General features: G+C 63.4%; 14 protein-coding genes. 2 read left to right on the forward strand and 12 right to left on the reverse strand.

Annotation, left to right across the window (positions count from 1 at the left end; genetic code table 11):
• Positions 1-88: 88 nt before the first annotated feature.
• Together nhaC and pdxB are read right to left on the reverse strand one after the other, a co-directional pair.
• Positions 89-1,645 carry a Na+/H+ antiporter NhaC gene (gene nhaC, locus H2O77_RS14380; RefSeq protein ID WP_064503312.1) on the reverse strand — a complete coding sequence of 519 codons (1,557 nt, stop codon included), beginning with the start codon at positions 1,643-1,645 and terminating at the stop codon, positions 89-91.
• Positions 1,646-1,948: 303 nt separating this feature from the next.
• A complete protein-coding gene (gene pdxB, locus H2O77_RS14385) occupies positions 1,949-3,127 on the reverse strand; it encodes a 4-phosphoerythronate dehydrogenase PdxB (protein WP_043334303.1) in 1,179 nt (392 codons plus the stop codon).
• Positions 3,128-3,338: 211 nt separating this feature from the next.
• Between pdxB and H2O77_RS14390 the strand changes: the two genes are divergently transcribed.
• Complete coding sequence (locus tag H2O77_RS14390; protein ID WP_043334304.1) at positions 3,339-3,617, forward strand: WGR domain-containing protein; 279 nt, start codon at positions 3,339-3,341, stop codon at positions 3,615-3,617.
• A gap of 93 nt (positions 3,618-3,710) precedes the next feature.
• Here H2O77_RS14390 and H2O77_RS14395 read toward each other — a convergent pair whose 3' ends face one another.
• Together H2O77_RS14395 and rlmKL are read right to left on the reverse strand one after the other, a co-directional pair.
• A complete protein-coding gene (locus H2O77_RS14395; RefSeq protein ID WP_215823383.1) occupies positions 3,711-4,061 on the reverse strand; it encodes a glutaredoxin family protein in 351 nt (116 codons plus the stop codon).
• A 3-nt stretch (positions 4,062-4,064) separates the two neighbouring features.
• Positions 4,065-6,281, reverse strand: a complete 2,217-nt coding sequence (gene rlmKL, locus H2O77_RS14400) for a bifunctional 23S rRNA (guanine(2069)-N(7))-methyltransferase RlmK/23S rRNA (guanine(2445)-N(2))-methyltransferase RlmL (protein ID WP_192837427.1) — start codon at positions 6,279-6,281, stop codon at positions 4,065-4,067.
• Between the two features lie 487 nt (positions 6,282-6,768).
• Between rlmKL and rmf the strand changes: the two genes are divergently transcribed.
• On the forward strand, positions 6,769-6,978 hold the full coding sequence (gene rmf, locus H2O77_RS14405; protein ID WP_043334308.1) for a ribosome modulation factor: 210 nt from the start codon (positions 6,769-6,771) through the stop codon (positions 6,976-6,978).
• Positions 6,979-7,811: 833 nt separating this feature from the next.
• Here rmf and H2O77_RS14410 read toward each other — a convergent pair.
• The 8 genes from H2O77_RS14410 to doeB form a co-directional block, all read right to left on the reverse strand.
• A complete protein-coding gene (locus H2O77_RS14410; RefSeq protein WP_215823384.1) occupies positions 7,812-8,855 on the reverse strand; it encodes a quinone-dependent dihydroorotate dehydrogenase in 1,044 nt (347 codons plus the stop codon).
• A gap of 231 nt (positions 8,856-9,086) precedes the next feature.
• The gene (locus H2O77_RS14415) at positions 9,087-10,232 is read right to left on the reverse strand and encodes a hypothetical protein (protein WP_215823385.1); all 1,146 of its coding nucleotides are present in this window, start codon (positions 10,230-10,232) and stop codon (positions 9,087-9,089) included.
• A gap of 338 nt (positions 10,233-10,570) precedes the next feature.
• Entirely contained in the window at positions 10,571-15,409 is a 4,839-nt protein-coding gene (locus H2O77_RS14420) for an NAD-glutamate dehydrogenase (RefSeq protein ID WP_215823386.1), read from the reverse strand.
• Positions 15,410-15,767: 358 nt separating this feature from the next.
• Positions 15,768-16,898, reverse strand: coding sequence for a tRNA (uridine(54)-C5)-methyltransferase TrmA (gene trmA, locus H2O77_RS14425; protein ID WP_215823387.1), 1,131 nt, complete (start codon positions 16,896-16,898; stop codon positions 15,768-15,770).
• Between the two features lie 207 nt (positions 16,899-17,105).
• Positions 17,106-18,035, reverse strand: a complete 930-nt coding sequence (gene murI / locus H2O77_RS14430) for a glutamate racemase (RefSeq protein ID WP_215823388.1) — start codon at positions 18,033-18,035, stop codon at positions 17,106-17,108.
• 97 nt (positions 18,036-18,132) lie between these two features.
• Positions 18,133-19,146 carry a LysR family transcriptional regulator gene (locus H2O77_RS14435; protein WP_215823389.1) on the reverse strand — a complete coding sequence of 338 codons (1,014 nt, stop codon included), beginning with the start codon at positions 19,144-19,146 and terminating at the stop codon, positions 18,133-18,135.
• Between the two features lie 107 nt (positions 19,147-19,253).
• Positions 19,254-19,757 (reverse strand): Lrp/AsnC family transcriptional regulator, encoded by a 504-nt coding sequence (locus H2O77_RS14440; RefSeq protein ID WP_215823390.1) that lies wholly within the window; start codon positions 19,755-19,757, stop codon positions 19,254-19,256.
• Complete coding sequence (doeB, locus tag H2O77_RS14445) at positions 19,754-20,839, reverse strand: N(2)-acetyl-L-2,4-diaminobutanoate deacetylase DoeB (RefSeq protein ID WP_215823391.1); 1,086 nt, start codon at positions 20,837-20,839, stop codon at positions 19,754-19,756. Before doeB ends, H2O77_RS14440 begins: the two co-directional genes overlap by 4 nt.
• Positions 20,840-20,872 lie beyond the last annotated feature (33 nt).

A 20,872-nucleotide genomic window follows, 5' to 3' on the forward strand; every position in this document is an offset into this window, starting at 1 on the left:
AACGAATTTGCCGCGCCTTTAAGGCGCAAAAAAAGCCCGCCACGTGATCCACGTGGCGGGCTTTTCCTCTTTATATCTCGGGACTGAGTCAGCGTGACTCCGAGGTCTCGTGGGGCGTATCCAGCACCAGCGATTCGGCCAGCGGCGTCGGCTCCACGCCTTCAGCTCCCTCGCCCTCTTCAAGGCGCTCCAGCTTGAAGCCGACCATGGCGTAGGCCACCGCCAGCGCCAGATTGATCAGGTTGAACAGCGCAAAGGGCAGGTAGCTCAAGGTCGCGACGCCGAGGGTGGCGGCCATGTAGGCGCCACAGCTGTTCCAGGGAATCAGCGGCGAGGTGATGGTGCCGGAGTCTTCCAGCGCGCGTGACAGGTTGACCGGCGCCAGGCGGCGACGACGGAACTCGGCGCGATACATGCGCCCCGGCAGGATGACCGAGATGTACTGGTCCCCGGTCACCACGTTGGAGGCCAGGCAGGTGCCCAGCGTGGTGATGACCAGCGAACCGGCGTTGCGTGTCGCGCCCAGAAGGCTCTGCACCAGACGCTCCAGCAGGCCGAGACGCTCGATCACGCCGCCGAAGGTCATCGCCGACAGGATCAGCCACACGGTGTTGAGCATGCTGCTCATGCCGCCCTTGGAGAGCAGCGAGTCGATCACCTCATCACCGCTGTGGGAGACATAGCCATCGAACATCGACATCCACACCCCCTTGAGCAGCGCCATGGCGGTGGACATGTCCGTGACGCTTGCCAGCCCCACCACCGCCTGCGGCTGGAAGATGACCGCGAAGACGGCGCCCAACGCCGCGCCGATGAAGATGGCCGGGAAGGCGGGCATCTGACGCACGGCCATCACCAGCAGCACCAGGAGCGGAATCAGCAGGTGCAGGCCGATATTGAACTGCTCGCCCAGCTGGGCACGCAGATTGGCGACCTGTTCCGGCGTCTGCAGGCTGGAGACGGAGTCATGGCCGAGCCACAGAAAGCCTGCCAGCGCGAGCAGGATGCTGGGCACGGTCGTCCACAGCATGTGACGAATATGCGCGAACAGCGTGGTGCCGGCCGCTGCCGGCGCCAGGTTGGTGGTATCGGACAGCGGCGAGAGCTTGTCACCGAAGTAGGCCCCGGAAATCACCGCGCCGGCGGTGATGGCCTCGGACAGCCCCAGGCCATCGGCGATACCGATCAGGCCGATGCCGATGGTACCGGCGACCGTCCACGAGCTGCCCACCGACAGCGCCACCAGCGCACACAGCAGGCAGGCGGAGGCATAGAAGTACTGTGGCGCGATCACGTCCAGACCATAGTAGATCATCGCCGGCACGGTGCCGCCGAGAATCCAGGTACCGATCATCGCGCCGACCGCGAGCAGGATCAGGATCGCGCCCAGCGAGATCTGGATGCCCTTGTTGATCCCCTCTTCGATATCGCTCCAGCGATAGCCGTTCTTGAGACCGATCAGGCCCGCGATCATCGCGCCGGACAGCAGCGCGACCTGATTGGGCCCCCAGGAGGCATCGGCACCGAACAGCACCACCGCCAGCACCAGCATGGCGATGACCAGCACGATGGGAATCAGGGCATCCAGCAGAGAAGGCGGACGATAGCCGCTGTCCTCAGCAGAGTTATCAGGGTGTTGTTGCATTCAAGACACCATCTTCAAGAAATGAGGACGCCGACACGCCGCGTGATGACGGGCATGGCAGAAGACACGGAGAATGGGGAGCAACGCCGCAGCGTCAGGCGGGGCATGCCGTCAAGGCCACCCCCTGCGCGTGTCGCCAGACGATCTGGGGCGCATTATATCGACCAAGGTCGAAGACCGAAACGGTCAGGGTTTCAGGCATGCGGCAAGGTCGTCGTCCATCAGGCGACCTCCACAACGCGAACGCCCCCGCCAGCAGAGCTGACAGGGGCGTTCCAGGGCGGCTTGCGAGTCACACCGTGATCATTTGCTGACCAGCTTGACGCGGGAGAAGCCGAAGCCCTCGAGCACCTCACGCAGTTCGCGGGCATTCTTCTTGAGCTCGACGCGCAGCGTGGAGAACTCGCGACGCAGCGGATATTCCCGTCGATAACGCACGAAGCCCTCGGCATTGCCGAACCGACGCTGATAGCGACGCAGGCCCAGCGCATCGCGACGCACGTCATAGCAGGCGCGTACGCAGAGCCCCAGCGCCTCTTCCGGCGGCGCCCAGCCCGTCAGCACCAGCTTGCGCAGCCACGGGTCCGGCTTGAGCTGACCCAGCTTGCGGCGCGCCGGCAGCCCGAAGTGACGACAGGCCTGCTGATAGATGATCTCGGTGCCCTGCATCTTGCCATCCAGGCTATGCCCGGCGATGTGTGGCGTGGCGATGTCCACCAGCGCGGCCAGCTCGGCATCGATATCCGGCTCGTTTTCCCACACATCCAGCACGGTCAGCAGATCAGCCTGCTCCTTGAGGCGCTGCTTGAGCGCCGCGGTATCGACACAGCCTCCGCGGCCGGCACTCAGCAGCACGCTGCCGGGCTTCATGGCGCGGATACGCTCGGCATTGATCAGGTGATGGGTCGGATGCTCGCCACCGGTGACCATCGGGGTGTGCACACAGATGACATCACACTCAGCGACCAGCTCATCGAGGTCCACGAAGCGGGACTTCTCGGGGCGCTCATCGCTCTGGCCCTCAAGCGCGGCGCGCGGCGGGTCACAGACCAGCACCTCGGCACCCAGCGACTCGAGACGCTTGACCAGCCGTGACCCGACCTGACCGGCCCCGACCACGCCGAAGCGGCGGTCCAGCTGCAGATCCAGCCCTTCCTGCTCGGCCAGATGCCACAGCGACGACAGCACGTAATCCACCACCGAGTCGGCATTGCAGCCCGGCGCGTTGGTGAAGTGGATATCGTTGGCCGCGAGCCATTCGAGGTCGGCATGGTCGGTGCCGATGATCGGCGAGCCGACGAAGCGCACCCGCGTTCCTTCCAACAGCGCCTGATCCACGCGCAAGGTAGAGCGACAGATCAGCATGTCGACGTCCTTGAGGACGGCATTGGTGATCTCGCGAGTCGGCATGCAGGTCACCTCTCCCAGTTCGGAGAAGAATTCCTCAGCCAGAGGGACGTTATCGTCCACGATGATGTGCATCTGTTGCCTTTCCTTGCTGTGGCAATGAGTGTCGCTGCGGGTTCACGGGCCAGCATGAGCGCCTGAGTGACTTCACACCTTGCCGCAAGGCACGTGAAGATTACAATGGTATGCTTGCTTGCCCGCCGCCGTGCCATCTTAGGCGCACGCAACGGGCGTCACAAGCTCATGATTGAGTCCAGCCACCATCGTTTCGCCTCGGGAGTCACGCGTGATCATCCGCTGGGAAAGCCACCACGATTACGTTCTGGTCCATGTGCATCAGGACATGTTCGGCGACTGGATCGTCAGCCGCTCATGGGGCCAGATCGGCACCCAGTTCGGCGGATTGAAGCACGATCTCGCCGAAAGCCACGAGCAGGCCATGACCTGGGTCAGCGACCTCGCCCACATCCAGGCCTCACGCGGCTACACCAAGGTGCTGGAGGCCACGGCCGATAGCCCGGAAGCCGAAGACGCCATGCGCCAGATGTCGCTGCTGGAGAGCTAGTGCGCAGCACGGTGCCGGACACGAAAAGACCGCCGCTACCCTGAGGTAGCGGCGGTCTTTTTGCACCAGCTTATAGCGACACGTCTGCGCCGCTCAGCGCAGAAAGCGACGTCCGTTGCGTAGGGCGGGGCCCTGCGGCTCAGTGGCTGAGTCGTGCTCGGCCGGGGTCGTCATTTCGACACCCTGCTCGAGGCGCTGCTCGACGCCCTGTGCGCGCAACCACTCCGGCAACACCTCTTCGCCATCGGCCAGCGAATACTCCGCACCCGAGGCGCTCGCCAGTACAGGAATGCGCGTCGCGTAACGCTCGCTCAACTGCGTTTCGAAGGCGATCTCGACCCGAGTGAGCGTGACATCCGCCCCCAGCGCCTGCAGCGTGGTTTCCAGCCGAGCGCACAGATGACAGCCCGCCGTGGTGTAGAGCCACAGCGGGACGCTGGCCATCGCTCAGCCCTTCACATCGCTGGCGCGACGGATGCGGAAGACGTGGTGGATATCCGGACGACGCTTGAAGTCCGGGTCCAGCAGCTTGCGCGACAGGTCTTCCACCACATGGTGCTGGCTGACGCTGTCATCCATCACGAAGCGACGATGGTTGTTGGAGAAGATCAGCGTGCCGCCCGGCGCCAGACTGGCCATCGCCAGGTCGATCAGGCGCGCGTGATCACGCTGGATATCCAGGGTGCCTTCCATCTTCTTGGAGTTGGAGAAGGTCGGCGGATCGAGGAAGATCAGGTCGAACTCCTCGCGGGAGCGCTCCAGCCACTTCAGGCAGTCGGCACGCACCAGCTGATGGCGTTTCTCGCTGATGCCGTTGAGCTTGAAGTTCTCGCGCCCCCAGTCCAGATAGGTATTGGACATGTCGACGCTGACGCTCTCGCTGGCACCGCCCAGCACCGCATGCACGGTCGCCGTCGCGGTATAGCAGAACAGATTGAGCACCCGCTTGCCGTCTGCTTCCTTGCCCAGCAGCTTGCGCACCGGACGGTGATCCAGGAACAGGCCAGTATCCAGGTAGTCCTTGAGATTCACCCACAGCCTGGCATCGCCTTCCTGCACCTCGATACGCTGACCGGAGCTGTCCTGACGCGTGTACTGCGCCTTGCCCGCCTGACGCGTGCGTTGCTTGATATGGATATCGTTGGGCGAGCAACCCAGCACCTGCGGAATCGCCGCCAGTGCATCCATCAGGCGGCGCTGCGCCTGACTGGCATCCACGGACTTGGGCGGCGTGTATTCCTGCACGTGCACATGACGGCCATAGATATCGATGGCCAGCGCGTACTCCGGCATGTCGGCATCGTAGAGGCGATAACAGGTGGTACCGCTCTGCTTGAGCCAGCGCGCCAGTGACTTCTGGTTCTTCTTGAGGCGATTGGCGAACATCTGGCCGCCCTCGCTCAGCGCGGGCTGACTGCGGGCATCTTCGGCCACGCTGTCCTCGTCGACCGCACGCTCACGCGCCGCCACATCGATCATCAACAGCTTGCAGTCGAGCTGGCCGTTGCGGAAGGCGTACTGACGATGCGCACGCAGGCCAAGACGGTGGCCGAGGTCCGGGTTGCCGGTGAACATGCCCAGCGTCCAGCCGCCGAAGTGACGCTTCATGCGCTCACCGAGGCTTGCGTAGAGCGGCACCAGTGCCGGCAGCTCGCCCAGACGCTCACCGTAGGGCGGGTTGGTCATCACCAGGCCAGTGGTGGCGCCCTCGGGACAGGTCAGTTCGGCGACGGAGGCGCCTTCCAGCTCGATCAGCGCCGGAATGCCGGCACGCATGGCGTTGGAGCGCGCGGCAGATATCGCCTGCGGGCTGTGGTCACGCCCGAACAGACGCGCGGTGACCTTGCGGCGCCCGGCAATGGCCCGCTGCTCCATCTCTTCCCACAGGCCCTTCCAGATGCGCTCGTCATGGCGCCCCCAGTGTCGGCAGGCGAAGTCCTGGTTCAGCGACTGCGGCGCGATATCCGCCGCCATCAAGGCCGCTTCGATCAGCAACGTGCCGGAGCCGCACATCGGGTCGACCAGGCTCTCGCCACGCGCCGCACGCGCCGGCCAGTCGGCCCGCATCAGCAGGGCCGCCGCCAGGTTTTCCTTCAGCGGCGCATGCGCGAGATCAGGACGGTAGCCACGCTGGTGCAGACTGCGCCCCACGAGGTCGATGCCCAGGGTGATGTAGCCATTGTGCAGATGCGCGTAGATGCGCAGATCTGCATTCTTGCCATCGACGGTCGGCTTGTTGCGGCCTTCCTCGAACATCGCCTCGACGATGCCGTCCTTGACGGTCTGGGCACCGAAGAAGGTGTGGCGAATGTCTTTCCATGTTCCGTGGAAATCGACGGCGATGGACGCACGATCCGGCAATTCCATCGCCCAATCGACACCCGCACTCGCCTTGCGCAGTTGCTCGCCGGTGTCGACGCCACCCACGCGAGTGAGCAGACGAATGATGCGGTTGGCCAGTCGCGACCACAGGATGGTGCGGTAGGCGGTTTCCTGGCTACCGTTGAAGTGTACGCCAGCGACGGTCGTGCCAGTCACCTCGGCACCCAGAGCCGTCAGCTCATCGGCCAGCAGCGTTTCGATGCCACGCGGGCAGGTCGCAAACCAGGTAGAGAGCGAGTTGCTGGGCGCGCGGGGTGTAGTCGCAGAGGTCGTATCAGTCATGAATCTCTCACCGGCAGGTGCCGGACTTATTCCTGTGAGTTGGCTTCTGGCACTAGCGATATTCCTATACGGCTGTCGACAAGCCAGAGGCAGTGTTCTAAAAACTATAGGTGTAGCTGCAATTCGGAAAGGTGACACGCCATGCGAAATCGAGGATCAAGGGACACGAGCCTCATTCGGGCAGCCTACCTGTGCCGCTCAGGAGATCGGACTTCCGGCACGGCAAGGCAGTCGCTTTTTCACCATCACGCTCGAGCATATACAGGCAAGACCTTCCATCATCTCACACTCGTGACCTTTTCCGACAAGAATGGCCAACGACGCGAGGTGATGATGCACGAGGCCGGCAGTGCCCGACAGGGCATCGGCCAACTCTCTCACTCGGCATGTCCAAGGGCAGGACAACCGCGGCCAGACAAGGTCTCGCCGGGTACGTCTCGCCATCACTGACACACAGTGCCGATGGGTTCTCACTTAGAGGTCATCCATGAAGAGACAGAAACGTGATCGCTTTCAGCGTGCCTATGTTCACGGCTACAAGGCTGGTGTCACCGGCCGTTCCCGTGATGATTGTCCCAGTATCGATGTCAATCTACGTGAATTCTGGATGAGCGGCTGGCGTGAAGGCCGCGGGGACCAATGGTCGGGAATGACCGGCGTCTCCGGCATCCACAAGAACCCCATGGTGCTCAGCTGAGCACCGCATGACGCCAAGGTTCATCATCCGCGACCAGGAGGTCATCCCATTTCAGGAAAGCGGCACGTCACGGAATGACACTGGCAATACGGCGCCTGGCGCCTTTCACCCCGCCGACGCAGCCTGATGCGCTGCCCAAGCGGATTCTCCGGCATCACGCCACCGGCTTCTGACATGTTACAGGGTCGGCTGGCACGTACAGAGAGGACTCGAGGTGTTCACGGTGAGTCGGTTTAGCGACATCACCCGGAAAATCCCACGGAAGTCGCCCAGCGACACGTCAAATCACCAGGGAGGTAACGCCTTATTTCTATCTTGATGACGCGCGGCACTGACAGGCAAGAGACGCAGTAGGCAATGGGGCCGACTCGCTTCACTTCCTGAAAGGCCGAGATGTTGGCGCTCGTGTCGTTTCAATCGTGGTATGGCTCCAGAAGAGGAGGCGCAGCAGGCGACGGCCTGCGAGGACGACGGTCCAGCGCGGAGCACGACACGGGCAAACGTTCACCTTGACTGCATCAGCAGGTTCTTTTCAGGCCTGCTTCAACCATCCACGCACCCGATGAGCTCAAGGGGCCAACCCCCAACCGCCGTTTCTGACGGCAAAAGCGCTTCGCATCGTGCACGCTGGCTGGACATGGCAGCCAACACGACAACGGCAGATCACGCACCACTTCCCTGCCATTGTCATATCATCATTCACGCCGGTACCGAGGCCGCCTTCTGATGTCAGGAGGCGGCTTTTCTGTGTCTGCCCTTCCCCACTCGGCCCTCTCTTGAAGCGCCGTGAGTGGGAGATACCAGCATCACGCTGCGACGGAGCCCAGGCCGGATCACACCTTGATCAGGGTATCGGCCTTCTCCAGTGCGCGCGCGCACTCGCCGACCAATGCCGGGCCACGGTAGATCAGCCCGGAGTACAGCTGCACCAGATCCGCCCCCGCGGCGATCTTCTCACGCGCACTCTCGCCATCGGTGATACCGCCCACACCGATGATCGGCATGTTCGGCAGCGCTTCACGCAGGCCACGAATCACCCGCGTCGACGATTCACGCACCGGGGCCCCGGAAAGTCCGCCCGCCTCCTGCGCATGCGGACTACCCGCGACCGCCGTGCGCTCGATGGTGGTGTTGGTGGCGATGACGCCATCGATGCCGTTGTCCGCCAACGCCCGCGCCACGAACAGGATTTCCTCGCTGTCCATGTCGGGCGCGATCTTGATCACCAGCGGCACCTTCCTGCCGCGCTCGGCATCGAGCTGATCGCAACGCTGTCGAAGCCCGGCCAGCAGTTGGCTGAGATGATCACCGAACTGAAGATTGCGCAGCCCCGGGGTATTGGGCGACGAGATATTGGCGGTGATGTAGTCGGCGTGAGCATGCACGGCATCGAGGCAGACCAGATAGTCGTTCAGCGCATCATCCACCGCCGTGCTCAGGTTCTTGCCGATGTTGATCCCCAACACGACACCAAAGGCAGCACGCGCCTGACTGGCCTTGACCTTCGCGACCAGATGCTCGACCCCGGCATTGTTGAAGCCCATGCGGTTGATGATCGCCTGATGCTCCGGCAGCCGGAACAGTCGCGGCTTGGGATTGCCGTCCTGCCCTTTCGGCGTCACCGTACCGACCTCCACGAAGCCGAAGCCCAGAGCGGCGAGCGCATCGAGGTGATCGGCATTCTTGTCGAGACCTGCCGCCAGGCCAACGCGATTGGGGAATTCGAGCCCCATCAGCGAGACCGGATCACGCGGCGCTTCACCGCCCAGACCGCGCGCCATGCCGAGGCGATGTGCCATGTCCAGCGCACTCAGCGTCACACCATGAGCTGTTTCCGGGTCGAGCTTGAAGAGAAGCGAGCGAGCAAACGAGTACATGATGATCTCCAGACAGCGGGCGGCAGGGTCGTGACGACAGCATAGCTGGGCGCGAAGTATACCCGAAGCCCGCGGGGACAGACACTGCGCGCCGGCACGCTCGCGCTGCTGACGATAAAATCGCTCACGCCAAGGCCGACACCATTGCTCATGCTCAGGGCAACAAAAAAGGGCGACCCGCTGGGCCGCCCTTGTGTCACACCCGACTATGTCGGAGTCATGCCCTGCAGATCATTTCACATCGAGCTGCTGCACGCGCACGGTGTAGTTGTTGACACCCTGCATGGAGGAGCCGAACTTCTGACCGCTGACCCAGACGGTGTAACGCCCCGGTTCCAGCACGGTCTTGAGGTGGAAGTCGCCCTGGAAGCCTTCGCCCTTGTCGCTGGCGACAGTGTTGCCACTCTCGTCCAGCAGGCGCATCTGCAGCTTGTAGGTGCCTTCGTTGCCCGGGAAGGTTTCGCTGTCGATGGTCACGGTGCCGCGGTCCGCGACGTCGAAGGTCATGACCTCGCCCTTCTCGAGAATGCGCACATCGGTGACGATCTCGTCGAAACGACGATCCGGCTCCGCTTCGGCCTCGGTTTCCGTCACGGCTGCACTGCCCGTGGCAGCAGCGGTCGTGGCAGCAGCGGCAGACGTCTCGGCTGCAGCAGTCGCGGCTGCCGAAGTCGTAGCGGCGGCAGCGCCTGTGGCGGAAGCGCCTTCAGCTGCCGCATTGCCTGTCTCGGCAGCCTTCTTCTCGCGGGCAGCCTGTTCGGCGGCGGCAACGGTGGCCGGCTTGATGGTCGCAACTTCATCGTTGGCATCGACGAAGGCGGTACGACGGCCATCGCCATCGGTGTCGAGGAAGACCAGGCCGTTGCCGGTCTCGATGCCGCTTTCCTCGGCAGACAGCTTCTCGCCACTCTCGCTCAGGCCTGCGACATTGATTTCATAGGTGTTGCCGCCCGACTTGCCAGCCCCCAGCTTGTCGGCGCGCACACGCAGCTTGTAGACGCCCGGTTCAAGCTCGGTATTCATGTTCAAGCCATCGGAGGCCCTGTCACCTTCTGCAGTGGCCACGACCTCACCCTGCTCACTCTCGAGCGTGGCCTTCATGGTGTAGGGGTCGGTCACATCGAAACTGGCGACGCCATCGATTTCGTAACGTCCGGCTTCCTTGATGGTGAACTGGTGCACGCTGGTGCCGCCGAACAGGAAGTTCTGGCTGTGGGCATCACTGCGCGGCTTGAGGAACTTGGAGATGTCCAGCTTGCCTGCCGCTTCTTCTGCACGCTGCTGAGCGGGGCTGCCATCGGCCAGCACGGCCTGGGAGGCCAGAGTGGACAGGCCGAGCGCGAGGGCGCAGGCGAGGGGTAATGCACGATGTGACATGGTGTCTCTGCCTTGTTGTACTGATGCTTTGAAAACAGAAGCCTCCAGCGAGCGCCGCAGCGACTCCGAGACTTGAAATGAGGGTCTGAAAATCAAGGACTGAAAACAGGGTCTGCAGAAAAGGATGCAACCATCAGGGCCTGTATCAGTCTCTGCACTGGTCGCCATTCAGCATACCAGACAGCTGACGACAGTTACCTTACCGCAGGCTTCAGCTATCACTTTTTTATTCATTCCCGACATGAAAAAGCCCTCACCAATGGTGAGGGCTTCTATCAGCGAGTCATCAGCTACTCGCCACTTGCGTCAGCCTCTTGCTGCCTCCGAGGCCGAAAGCATCAGGCTTCGCGCTTGGACTCGGCCAGATCGACCAGCTCGCGCAGGGCGACCGCGAACAGCGGGAAGCTCAGCTGAGCACCGCCCTTCATCTCGCCAAGCAGTGAGCACCAGCGGCTGACCAGGCTCTCGTGACTGGCCATCCAGCTGTCGACACGCTCATCGATCTCGCGCGGTGCATTGTCCTGCTTGAGCACGCTGACGGTCAGTGCCAGCTGCTGACGATCGAGATCATCGCGGAAGCTTTCACGTGCCTGCGCCTGCCAGCTGTCCTGCACCTCAAGGCCGTTGATCTTGTCACCGACCCACGGCAGCTCCAGACGATGGCCGATGCCGTAGAAGGCTTCTGCCACGCGATTGATCTTCTCGCCGGTCGCCTTGGCCGCCTCGATGATGCCAAGCCCTGCATAGAGGCTTGAGGTCGCGGCGATGGTGCTGGCCAGGGCCTCCGGCACGCCTGCCTCGACATAGCTGTCGCGACGCGCTTCCCAGTTCTCGCGGGCTTCGCCCTTGAGACGCTCACCGATGCTCTCGGAGAGCTGAGCCAGACGCGGGGCGAAGTGGCTGATGCATTCCTTGACGCCCATGGAGCTGCGCTGACGCAGGAACCAGCGAGTGGCACGACGCATCAGACGCATCAGATCGCCCATCATGCGGTACTGCAGTTCTGCCGGTACCTGGTGATCGAGGGCCTCGATCTGGGTCCACAGCGCTTCCAGATTGAAGCTGTCACGCGCCACGATGTAGGCACGCGCGATTTCCGCCTTGTCGGCACCGGTGGTGTCTTCCAGGCGACGCACGAAGGCGATGCCCATGTGGTCGACCAGGTCATTGGCGATCTGGGTCGCGGCGATTTCACGCTTCAGACGGTGCTGGTACATCTCTTGGGGGAAGCGCTCCATCAGCACGCGCGGGAAGGCGCGCTCGAGGTGCTGCTGCACGTAGCTATCGTCCGGCACGTCAGAGGCGATCAAGCTGGTCTTGAGGTCACTCTTGGCGTAGGAGACCAGCACGGACAGTTCCGGCAGGGTCAGGGCTTCACCGGCGTTGGAACGCTCGATCAGCGCCTCATCGGACGGCAGGAACTCGAGTTCACGGTCCAGGGTGCCGGCCGCTTCCAGCTCATTGATGAAGCGACGGAAGACGCCCATGCCTTCCTTGGACTGCTGCTCGGAGAGCGACAGCGCCTGGGTCTGGCGATAGTTGTCCTTGATCACCAGCTCGCCGACTTCGTCGGTCATCTCGGCCAGCTGCTGGTTGCGCTGCTTGTCGGTCAGATCACCGCGGGCGACGATGTCGTCCAGCAGGATCTTGATGTTGACCTCGTGATCCGAGCAGTTCACGCCACCGGCATTGTCGATGAAGTCGGTGTTGACGCGCACGCCCTGCTGGGCCGCGGCTTCCATGCGACCACGCTGGGTCAGACCCAGATTGCCGCCTTCGCCCACCACCTTGCAGCGCAGCTCACGGCCGTCGATACGCAGGCCATCGTTGGCCTTGTCGCCGACATCGGCGTGGGACTCGCTGGACGCCTTGACGTAGGTTCCGATACCGCCGTTCCAGATCAGGTCGACCTGCGCCTTGAGCATCGCGTTGATCAGCTCGTTGGGCGCCAGATGGTCGGCACTGATGTCGAAGACTTCCTTCATCTGCGGGCTGATGGCGATGGTCTTGGCATCACGCGAGAACAGACCGCCGCCTTCGCTGATCAGGCTCTTGTCGTAGTCGTCCCAGCTGGAACGCGGCAGACGGAACAGACGCTCGCGCTCGGCGAAGCTCTTCGCGGTGTCCGGGTTCGGATCGACGAAGATGTTGCGGTGGTTGAAGGCACCGACCAGGCGGATCTTCTCGGACAGCAGCATGCCGTTGCCGAAGACGTCACCGGCCATGTCACCGATACCGACCACGCTGAACTCGTCTTCCTGGATGTTGATGCCCATCTCGCGGAAGTGACGCTGCACGCTGACCCAGGCGCCCTTGGCGGTGATGCCCATGCCCTTGTGGTCGTAACCGTTGGCGCCACCGGAGGCGAAGGCATCGCCCAGCCAGAAGCCGTACTCGTTGGAGATGGCATTGGCGATGTCGGAGAAGGTCGCGGTGCCCTTGTCGGCCGCGACGACCATGTAGGGGTCGTCTTCGTCGTAACGCACGACGGCCGTCGGGGCCACCACGTCACCACCGGACAGGTTGTCGGTGATGTCGAGCAGTGCGCGGATGAAGATCTGGTAGCAGGCGATACCTTCCTTCTGGATCACGTCGCGATCAGTGGTTTCCGGCATGCGCTTGCAGACGAAACCGCCCTTGGCGCCGACCGGCACGATGACCGCGTTCTTGACCTGCTGTGCCTTGACCAGTCCCAGCACCTCGGTGCGGAAATCTTCATGACGGTCAGACCAGCGCAGACCACCACGTGCGACCTTGCCGCCACGCAGGTGAACACCTTCGACGCGCGGCGAGTAGACGAAGATCTCGAACATCGGGCGCGGCTTCGGCACGTCAGGAATGCTGCGCGTGTCGAGCTTGAAGCTGATGTAGTCCTTGGCCTGGCCATCTTCCGCCGGCTGGAAGAAGTTGGTACGCAGCGTCGCCATCATCAGGTCGACGTAGCGACGCAGCAGGCGGTCGTCGTTCAGGCTGGAGACCTGGTCGAGCAGGCCATTGATGCGCTCGCGGCAGGCGTTGACGTCATCTTCGCCACCCTGACCCTGCGGGTCGAAGCGCAGGTTGAACAGCTGCACCAGCTCGCGGGTGATGTCCGGATGGCTGCCCAGCGCATTGGCGATGTAGGCCTGGGAGAGACCGAAGCGGATCTGCTTGAGGTAACGCGCGTAGGCACGCAGCATCGCCACTTCCCGCCAGTCCAGGCCAGAGCCGATGATCAGGCGGTTGAAGGCATCGGATTCGGCTTCGCCGGACCAGATCTTCTTGAAGGCTTCGATGAAGCTCTCGCGCACTTCGGAGAGTTCGACCGCGCCCTTGCCGTGATGCTCGAGGTCGAAATCGTGCACCCAGCAGGAGGAATCGGTGCGGGTGATCTCGTAGGGACGCTCACCGATGACACGCAGACCGAGGTTTTCCAGCACCGGCAGCACGTCGGAAAGCGGGATCGGCTGATGCTTGTGGAACAGCTTCAGGTTGACGCCGGAGTTGTCGTCCTCGACCAGACGATAGGTGCTCAGGCCGACGGCCTGGCCTTCGTCCAGCGCACGCAGGTGGCCCACGTCATAGACGGCGGTGCGCGGCGAGAAGTCGTCACGATAGCTGCCCGGGAAGGCATCACGGTAGCGAGTCATCAGCTCGTTGGCCTGCTCTTCACCGAAGCCTTCGACCATGGCGGCGTGCAGCTCGTCACGCCAGCTGCGGGCCAGCTGAGCGATCTTGTTCTCCAGCGCGCGCATGTCGTACTGGCCGGGTTCATCGCCCTTGAAGCGCAGGATGAACTGGATACGCGTCAGCACGGACTCGGACAGATACGGCGTGAAGTCACCGAAGGTGGCATTCAGCTCTTCACACAGCAGATTCTGGATGCGCACACGCAGGTCGGTGGAATAGACGTCGCGCGGCACGAACACCAGTACCGAGAAGAACTTGCCGAAGCGGTCTTCACGCACGATCAGACGCACGCGGCGACGCTCACGGATGTTGAGGATGCTGGTGGCGGTACGGGCCAGCTCGTCCGTGGAGATCTGGAAGAGGTCATCGCGCGGATAGACTTCCAGAATCTGCAGCAGGTGCTTGCCGTTGTGGCCCTTCGGGTTGACGCCGGCGGCTTCCATGACGTCCTGCACCTTGCGACGCAGAATCGGCACGTTGCGCGGGCTCTGGTTGTACACCGTGGAGGTGTAGAGCCCAAGGAAGCGGCGCTCGCCGATCACGCGGCCTTCTTCATCGAAGCGTTCGACGGTGATGTAGTCCGGGTAGGCCGGACGGTGTACGCGGGCGTGGAAGGCGCTCTTGGCGAAGGACAGCAGCTCCGGGATCAGCACGTACTGATCGCTGTTGACGCTCTGCTGGTGACGGGACTGCTCGTGATAGCGCTCGAGGTCCAGCTTGAGCACGCCAAGCTCGGAGCCTTCGACCTTGTTCAGCACGCGGGTGCCGTCTTCCTGCTCGTCGACGGTGTACTCGTCATAGCCCAGGAAGGTGAAGTGGTCGTTGCCCATCCACTGCATGAAGTCGCAGGCTTCCTGATGGTCAGCCTCGGAGACGGTCGGCGGACGGTTGTCACGCAGCTCCTGCAGCGCCTGGGCGCCCTGGCTGCGCATGGCGTCGAAGTCAGCGACGGCAACACGCACTTCGGCCAGCACTTCACGCAGGCTGGTCTCGAGGTCTTCCAGTGTCTCGGCGTCGTTGTGACGATCGACCTCGATGTAGATCAGCGACTCGCGGTGCTGCGGGGCGTTCTCGGCACGCGGTGCGGTCACGCGCTCCAGCTGACCGGCATCATCACGTGCAACGGCCAGCACGGCGTTGTGGATGGCGTGAACGGTGATGCCACGACGGTTGAGCTCGATCCGCACGGAATCGACCAGGAACGGCATGTCCGGGTGCAGCACTTCGATGATGGTGTGCGTCGACTGCCAGCCATGCTTCTCGAAGTCCGGGTTGTAGGCACGCACCTTGGGAGCCTCGAGGCTCTGCAGGAAGTGCCATACGGCCAGGGTGGAACCGTAGAGGTCATCCAGCTTGCGCTCGGCCATGTCCTCGAAGGAGGCCGTTGCGTGATAGTCGCGCGCAAACGCCGCGATCACGTCCACCTTGTCCTTGGGAAGTCGCTTGTCCAGCTGCTCTTCGAGCTGCGCAAGAAATTCCTGCTTGCCGTCCGTCGCCACGTGTAGCATCAATCACCTCGACTGACCTGATGGATGTATCAGGGAAAATAGTCATAGAGAGTCTGCGCCGGCCAGAAAGGCGTTGCAGCACAGACTCATGCAGTGCATCACAGACTAGCGCAGTCTGCGCCTCTGCCCCATGCCTGTTCCATATTGGTCATGCAGCATTACATCTGTGCATCGGGTATTGACTTGGCGGTCCGCGCATGAAACGAAAGTCTAATTCGAGTGACTGTCATGTGCGCAAAAAAAGCCCCGTCGTCCCCTACCTGACAGGTAGATGACGACGGGGCTCTGGTTTTTCAAACGATTGGCGCGATGCCTCGCTCATGCGGGCGTGACATCGGCTATCGGTGTGAAGATGCGCTTATCTGCGAACCAGATAGACACCGCATTCGAGGTGGTCGGTATACGGGAACTGATCGAACAGCGCGAAGCGTTCGATACGGTGCGTGCGGCACAGTACCTCAAGGTTGTCGATCAGCGTCTGCGGGTTGCAGGAGATATAGACGATGCGCTCGTAGCGCGCGGTCTGCTCGCAGCTGTCGGCATCGAGGCCGGCACGCGGCGGATCGACCAGCACGGTGCGGAAGTCGTGGTTGTCGAGGTCCATCTCCGCGACACGACGGCCCGCCTTCTCGCCCGCCAGCGCCAGCGAGAAGTCCTCGGCCGACATGCGCGCCACCTGGGCATTGTCGATGCTATTGGCCGCCAGGTTGACCTGCGCCGAGGCCACGGAAGTGCGCGAGATCTCGGTGGCCAGCACGCGGCGGAAGTTCTCGGCCAGCGCGATGGTGAAGTTGCCGTTGCCGCAGTAGAGCTCGACCAGATCGCCCTGCTCACGGCCTTCCGCCTGCGCCTTGTCAGGATGGGTCACGTCACGTGCCCAGCTGAGCATCGAGCGGCAGATCTCGGCATTGGGCTGGGTGAAGCTGTTCTCGACCTGCTGATAGACGTACTCGCGGCCATCGACCTCGAGACGCTCGAAGACGTGGTCGCGCGTCAGCACGATATGCTGCTTGCGCGAACGCCCGATGATCATGATGTCGAGCTCTTCTTCCAGCGCACGTGCCTCGGCTTCCCAGTCTTCGCCGAGCTTGCGATGGTAGATCAGCGTGACCAGTGCCTCGCCGCTCAGGGTGGTGAGGAACTCGCACTGGAACAGACGCTCGCGCAGCACCGGGCTTGCCTTGAGGCGCTCACGCAGCAGCGGCATCAATTCATTGATGCGCTGGCTGGCGACAGGGAAGTCGTCCATGCGCACGACCGTCTTCTTCTTGTTGCCCTCGTCGTCGAACTCGACCTCGAACATCGCGTAATAGAGGTCATCATCCTCGTGCCAGATACGGAACTCGCAACGCATGCGGTAATGGCTGGGCGGCGAGGGAAATACCTCCAGTTCCGGCGCATCGAAGACAGCGAAACGTGCGCGGGTCTGCTCGGCCTTCTCGGCGAGCTGCTGTTCATACTGACTGGGATCGACGACGGCGATGGCCACACTGACTCCTGCCTGCGGGCATACCGCAGCACTGAAACGATGAGCAAAGGGACGCGGGGACGTCATGGTGAACCATGCCGATCACGTCCATTCAAAGGTTGGGCGCGCTAGCCTACCATCGGCAGCGCGAAGCTCAAGCGCCAAATGGCGGGTCAAGGCGGGAGCAGGCAGGTGCAAGAGGGCCGTGAGAGTCAACGCCCCTGCCCCTCAGTCGTCGAACGACAGCGCCTGCGGCGCGGCGAAACCCTGACTGGCCAGCGCCGTGGCCAGCCCCGGCTGCCGGGCATCCGTCGCCAGCGCCAGGTGCTCACGCGGTACTGGTTGAACCGCTTGAGCGGCTTGCTGTTCAGCCTCTTGAGCGACTTGCTGAGCAGCCTGAGCGAGTTGCTGATCAGCCGCTTGCGCCGCAGCACCAAGCGCCAGCACCTCCGCCACGCGTCGGGCGATTGCCGCGCCGGAATCCACCAGCGCCACCCGAGACTCGCCCAGCACCTGCGAGATGTCGGCGCCGAGCAGCGGGAAATGCGTGCAGCCGAGAATCACCACTTCCAGCGCCTCGACCGCCGCCAGATCAGCCAGACTGGCCGCCACCACCTCGGGGCGCGCCGGCTCACCGCGCAGACGCCGCTCGGCCTCCGCGACCAGCGGGTCGGCCGCGACGCGAATCACGCGACAGTCGGCGGCGAAATCACGGATCAGCTGCTCGGTGTAGGCGCGACGCACCGTGGCGGACGTCGCCAGCAACGCGAAGACCGGCGGCTCGCACTTCTCACGACGTGCTGCGCTCTGGCGCGCACGTGCCAACGCCGCCGCCGGCTTGATGGCGGGCACGGTGCCGATCACCGGAATCGACAGCGCTTCGCGCAGCGCCGTCAGCGCCAGAGTGCTGGCGGTATTGCAGGCGACCACCAACGCCCGTGCCCCGCTTGCCTCGACGGCCGCCACGCACACCTGAACGATGCGCGGTATCAACCAGTCATCCGGCTTGGTGCCATAGGGTAGCGCGGCGTTGTCACAGACATAGGCCAGCGACAGCTGCGGCCACTGACGGCGGATCTCGGCGGCGACGGACAGCCCGCCGACACCGGAATCGAAGACCAGCACCGGGTCAGAAGAACGGGAATCAGAGGCAGGCATGTCGCCTGGGCGGGCAGGACTCATCGGCAGATACCGCTGGCGACAATCATCATGGAGACGGGCGACTCGAACAGACGGGACAAGGGCGCGGAGTCTATCACGGCCGCAGACCCGGCTTCACAGCCTCGAGCGGTGACGGATCGCGCTGCCCAGCATCATTCACGGCCGCGGTGTCGCGAACGGCTGTCGATGACGTGGCGAGCACGTCGGGCATCATCGTATGGCCAATCCGGGCGAAGTGCTCACACAGCACCTCGATCAATGCCCGCAGGCGTGCCGGCTGCATATCGCGCTCGGCATAGACCAGATGGATATCCACCGGCGCGCACCAGTAGTCGACAAGCAGCGGCACCAGGCGGCCAGTGGCGACGTCATTGGCCACCAGGAAATCCGGCTTGCAGGTAATGCCGATGCCCTGGGCAGCGGCCTCGACCAGCCCGCGCCCGCTGTCGCAGCTGAAGGTCGGCGAGAGGCGGATCTTGCGTGGCCGCCCGTCGACCATGAAGCTCCACACCGGCCCTTCGCGCTGCTGGGTGTAATTCAGGCAGCGGTGATGGGCGAGGTCTTCCGGCACCTCGGGCGTGCCATTCTCGGCCAGGTAACCCGGGCTGGCATAGACTCCGACCTGGGTACCCGCCAGCCGGCGCGCGATCAGACTGGAATCAGACAGCGCACCGGCGCGAATCACCAGATCATAATCCTCGGCCATGAGATCGACATGGCGATCCTCCAGGCGCAGGTCGAGCTCGACATAGGGGTAGGTCTGGCGAAAATGCGCCAGAGCCGGCATCAGACACTGGATGCTGAAATCCATCGGCGCCGACATCTTCAAGCGCCCCCGAACCTCGCCCTGACGCTCGCCCAGACTGTCTTCCAGCGCCTGAAGGTCATTGAGCACACGACAGGCCCCCGCCAGGTAATGCTCGCCCTCGGCGGTCAGCTGCAGACTGCGTGTGGTGCGCATCAGCAGGCGAACGCCCAGCTCGGCTTCCAGGCGCGAGATCTGCTTGCTGACCATGCCGTTGGATAGCCCCAGCTGACGAGCACCGCCCGCAAAACTGCTCTCCTCTACCACGGCGCGAAACACCTGCATGGCAGTGAGTCTATCCATCGTGCGATCCCCTTTGCGATCAAGGAAAATGAGCCAGGAAAGTGAGTCAAGAAAGTGAGCCTGAAAAGCGGGACGGCAAGATGACGACAAGTCCGCGCCCGGCGCGCCTATTTTACCTGCTTGGTGACGATGTAGGTGAAATAGCGATCGATGCCCAGCTCTGACACCAGCCAGTGATCGACCAGACGCTGATAGGCATCGATGCTGGCGGTCTCCAGCCGCAACAGATAGTCCACCCCGCCGCCGACGGCGACGCACTCGATCACCTCATCCGCCTCTCGCATGGCACGCTCGAAGCGCTGGAAGCTGCCGGCATCATGATGCTTGAGGTGGATCTCGACCCACACCGGCGTGCGCGGGGCAGCCCCCGGAGCAGCGCCACCCTGCTGATCACTCAGGCGCTGATGATTGATGATGGCGGCATAGCCCTCGATGATGCCTGCCTGCTCGAGGCGCTTGACGCGCTCCCAGCACGGGCTGACCGACAGGTTGATCTCCTCGGCCAGCCGCGACTTGGTGATGCGGCCATCGCGCTCGAGTATCGCCAGAATCTTGAGATCGAAGGCATCCAGCTTCGGCGCTGGCTGCGAGCGGGAGGGACTCGCGCTCATGAGGCCTCTCGCGCCAGGTCGTCCACGACTTCCGCGATCACCGCCAGGGTGTCGCCCAGACTCACCTGAGCCGGGAAGCGCCGCGCCACCAGCAAGCCATCACGGGCGGCGCGATATTCCACCGCCGCCTGACCAGCGCGCCCCAGCGGATAGACCCGCGCCACGCACTGCCCCGCCGTGACCGGCTCGCCGAGTGCCACGCACAGCTCCAGAAGCCCTTCATGCTCACTCTGCACGTAACAGCTGGCATCCGGCATGTCGATCAGCAGCGGCGCGTCCGCCTGACTGCCACGCTGGCGCTCGATGTCCTGCTCCAGATCCGCGCGACTGCGCTCGCGCAGCACACCACTGAAGGCGAGGAAGTTGTCGACGCCACGGTCGGCGATCGCCTGACGCTCCGGCGTGGTGGAACCGCCGCCGCCCAGCTCCGTGGTAACGAAGACCTTGCCCTGGCGCTCCACCGCGGTGTCGTAGAGTGCCTCGGCGTCCAGCTCGAACATCATCATCGCCGAGGGCGCCCCGAAGGCCAGCGCCCCGGCCAGGCTCTCGGCTTCCTGCAGACGACACTGCTCGACGCCCAGCGATTCCTCGAGATAGTCGAGACGGTGCGCGGCCGCGAACGGCAGGATATCCAGGGTGCGGCCGCCGGAATGCAGGTCCAGCGCATAGTCGCACTGCGGCACCAGTACCCTGGTGAAGTAGTCGGCGATCTGCTCGGTCGGGCCGCCGGTGGGGCTGCCGGGGAAGCTGCGATTGAGGTTGCCGCCATCGAGAGGCGAACAACGCCGCCCGGCCTTGGCCGCCAGCGCATTCATGGTCGGCACGATGATGACACGGCCCTTGACGTCCTCGGCAGTCAGACGCGCCGCCAGCTTGTAGAGCGCGGTGATGCCTTCGTACTCGTCGCCATGATTGCCGCCGGTCAGCAATACCGTCGGTCCCTCACCATTGGCGATCACGCTGATCGGGGTCATCACCGCGCCCCACGCCGACTCGTCAGTCGAGATCGGCAGCTTGAAGAAACCGTGCTGAACGCCATCGGCGAACAGATCGATGGTCAGACTGACGGGGGACTCTCGCATGACACCACTCCTTGTTATGGCGGGCTGCTGACA

It is taken from the genome of Cobetia sp. 4B, from assembly GCF_018831605.1.
GTDB lineage: Bacteria > Pseudomonadota > Gammaproteobacteria > Pseudomonadales > Halomonadaceae > Cobetia > Cobetia amphilecti.

Excerpts from the sequence above, each read along its gene's own strand:
- nhaC (WP_064503312.1), bottom strand. The coding sequence starts at position 1,645 with ATGCAACAACACCCTGATAACTCTGCTGAGGACAGCGGCTATCGTCCG.
- H2O77_RS14440 (WP_215823390.1), bottom strand. The coding sequence starts at position 19,757 with ATGAGCGCGAGTCCCTCCCGCTCGCAGCCAGCGCCGAAGCTGGATGCC.
- H2O77_RS14435 (WP_215823389.1), bottom strand. The coding sequence starts at position 19,146 with ATGGATAGACTCACTGCCATGCAGGTGTTTCGCGCCGTGGTAGAGGAG.
- H2O77_RS14395 (WP_215823383.1), bottom strand. The coding sequence starts at position 4,061 with ATGGCCAGCGTCCCGCTGTGGCTCTACACCACGGCGGGCTGTCATCTG.
- H2O77_RS14410 (WP_215823384.1), bottom strand. The coding sequence starts at position 8,855 with ATGTACTCGTTTGCTCGCTCGCTTCTCTTCAAGCTCGACCCGGAAACA.
- pdxB (WP_043334303.1), bottom strand. The coding sequence starts at position 3,127 with ATGCACATCATCGTGGACGATAACGTCCCTCTGGCTGAGGAATTCTTC.
- H2O77_RS14415 (WP_215823385.1), bottom strand. The coding sequence starts at position 10,232 with ATGTCACATCGTGCATTACCCCTCGCCTGCGCCCTCGCGCTCGGCCTG.
- rlmKL (WP_192837427.1), bottom strand. The coding sequence starts at position 6,281 with ATGACTGATACGACCTCTGCGACTACACCCCGCGCGCCCAGCAACTCG.
- doeB (WP_215823391.1), bottom strand. The coding sequence starts at position 20,839 with ATGCGAGAGTCCCCCGTCAGTCTGACCATCGATCTGTTCGCCGATGGC.
- rmf (WP_043334308.1), top strand. The coding sequence starts at position 6,769 with ATGAAGAGACAGAAACGTGATCGCTTTCAGCGTGCCTATGTTCACGGC.
- H2O77_RS14420 (WP_215823386.1), bottom strand. The coding sequence starts at position 15,409 with ATGCTACACGTGGCGACGGACGGCAAGCAGGAATTTCTTGCGCAGCTC.
- murI (WP_215823388.1), bottom strand. The coding sequence starts at position 18,035 with ATGCCTGCCTCTGATTCCCGTTCTTCTGACCCGGTGCTGGTCTTCGAT.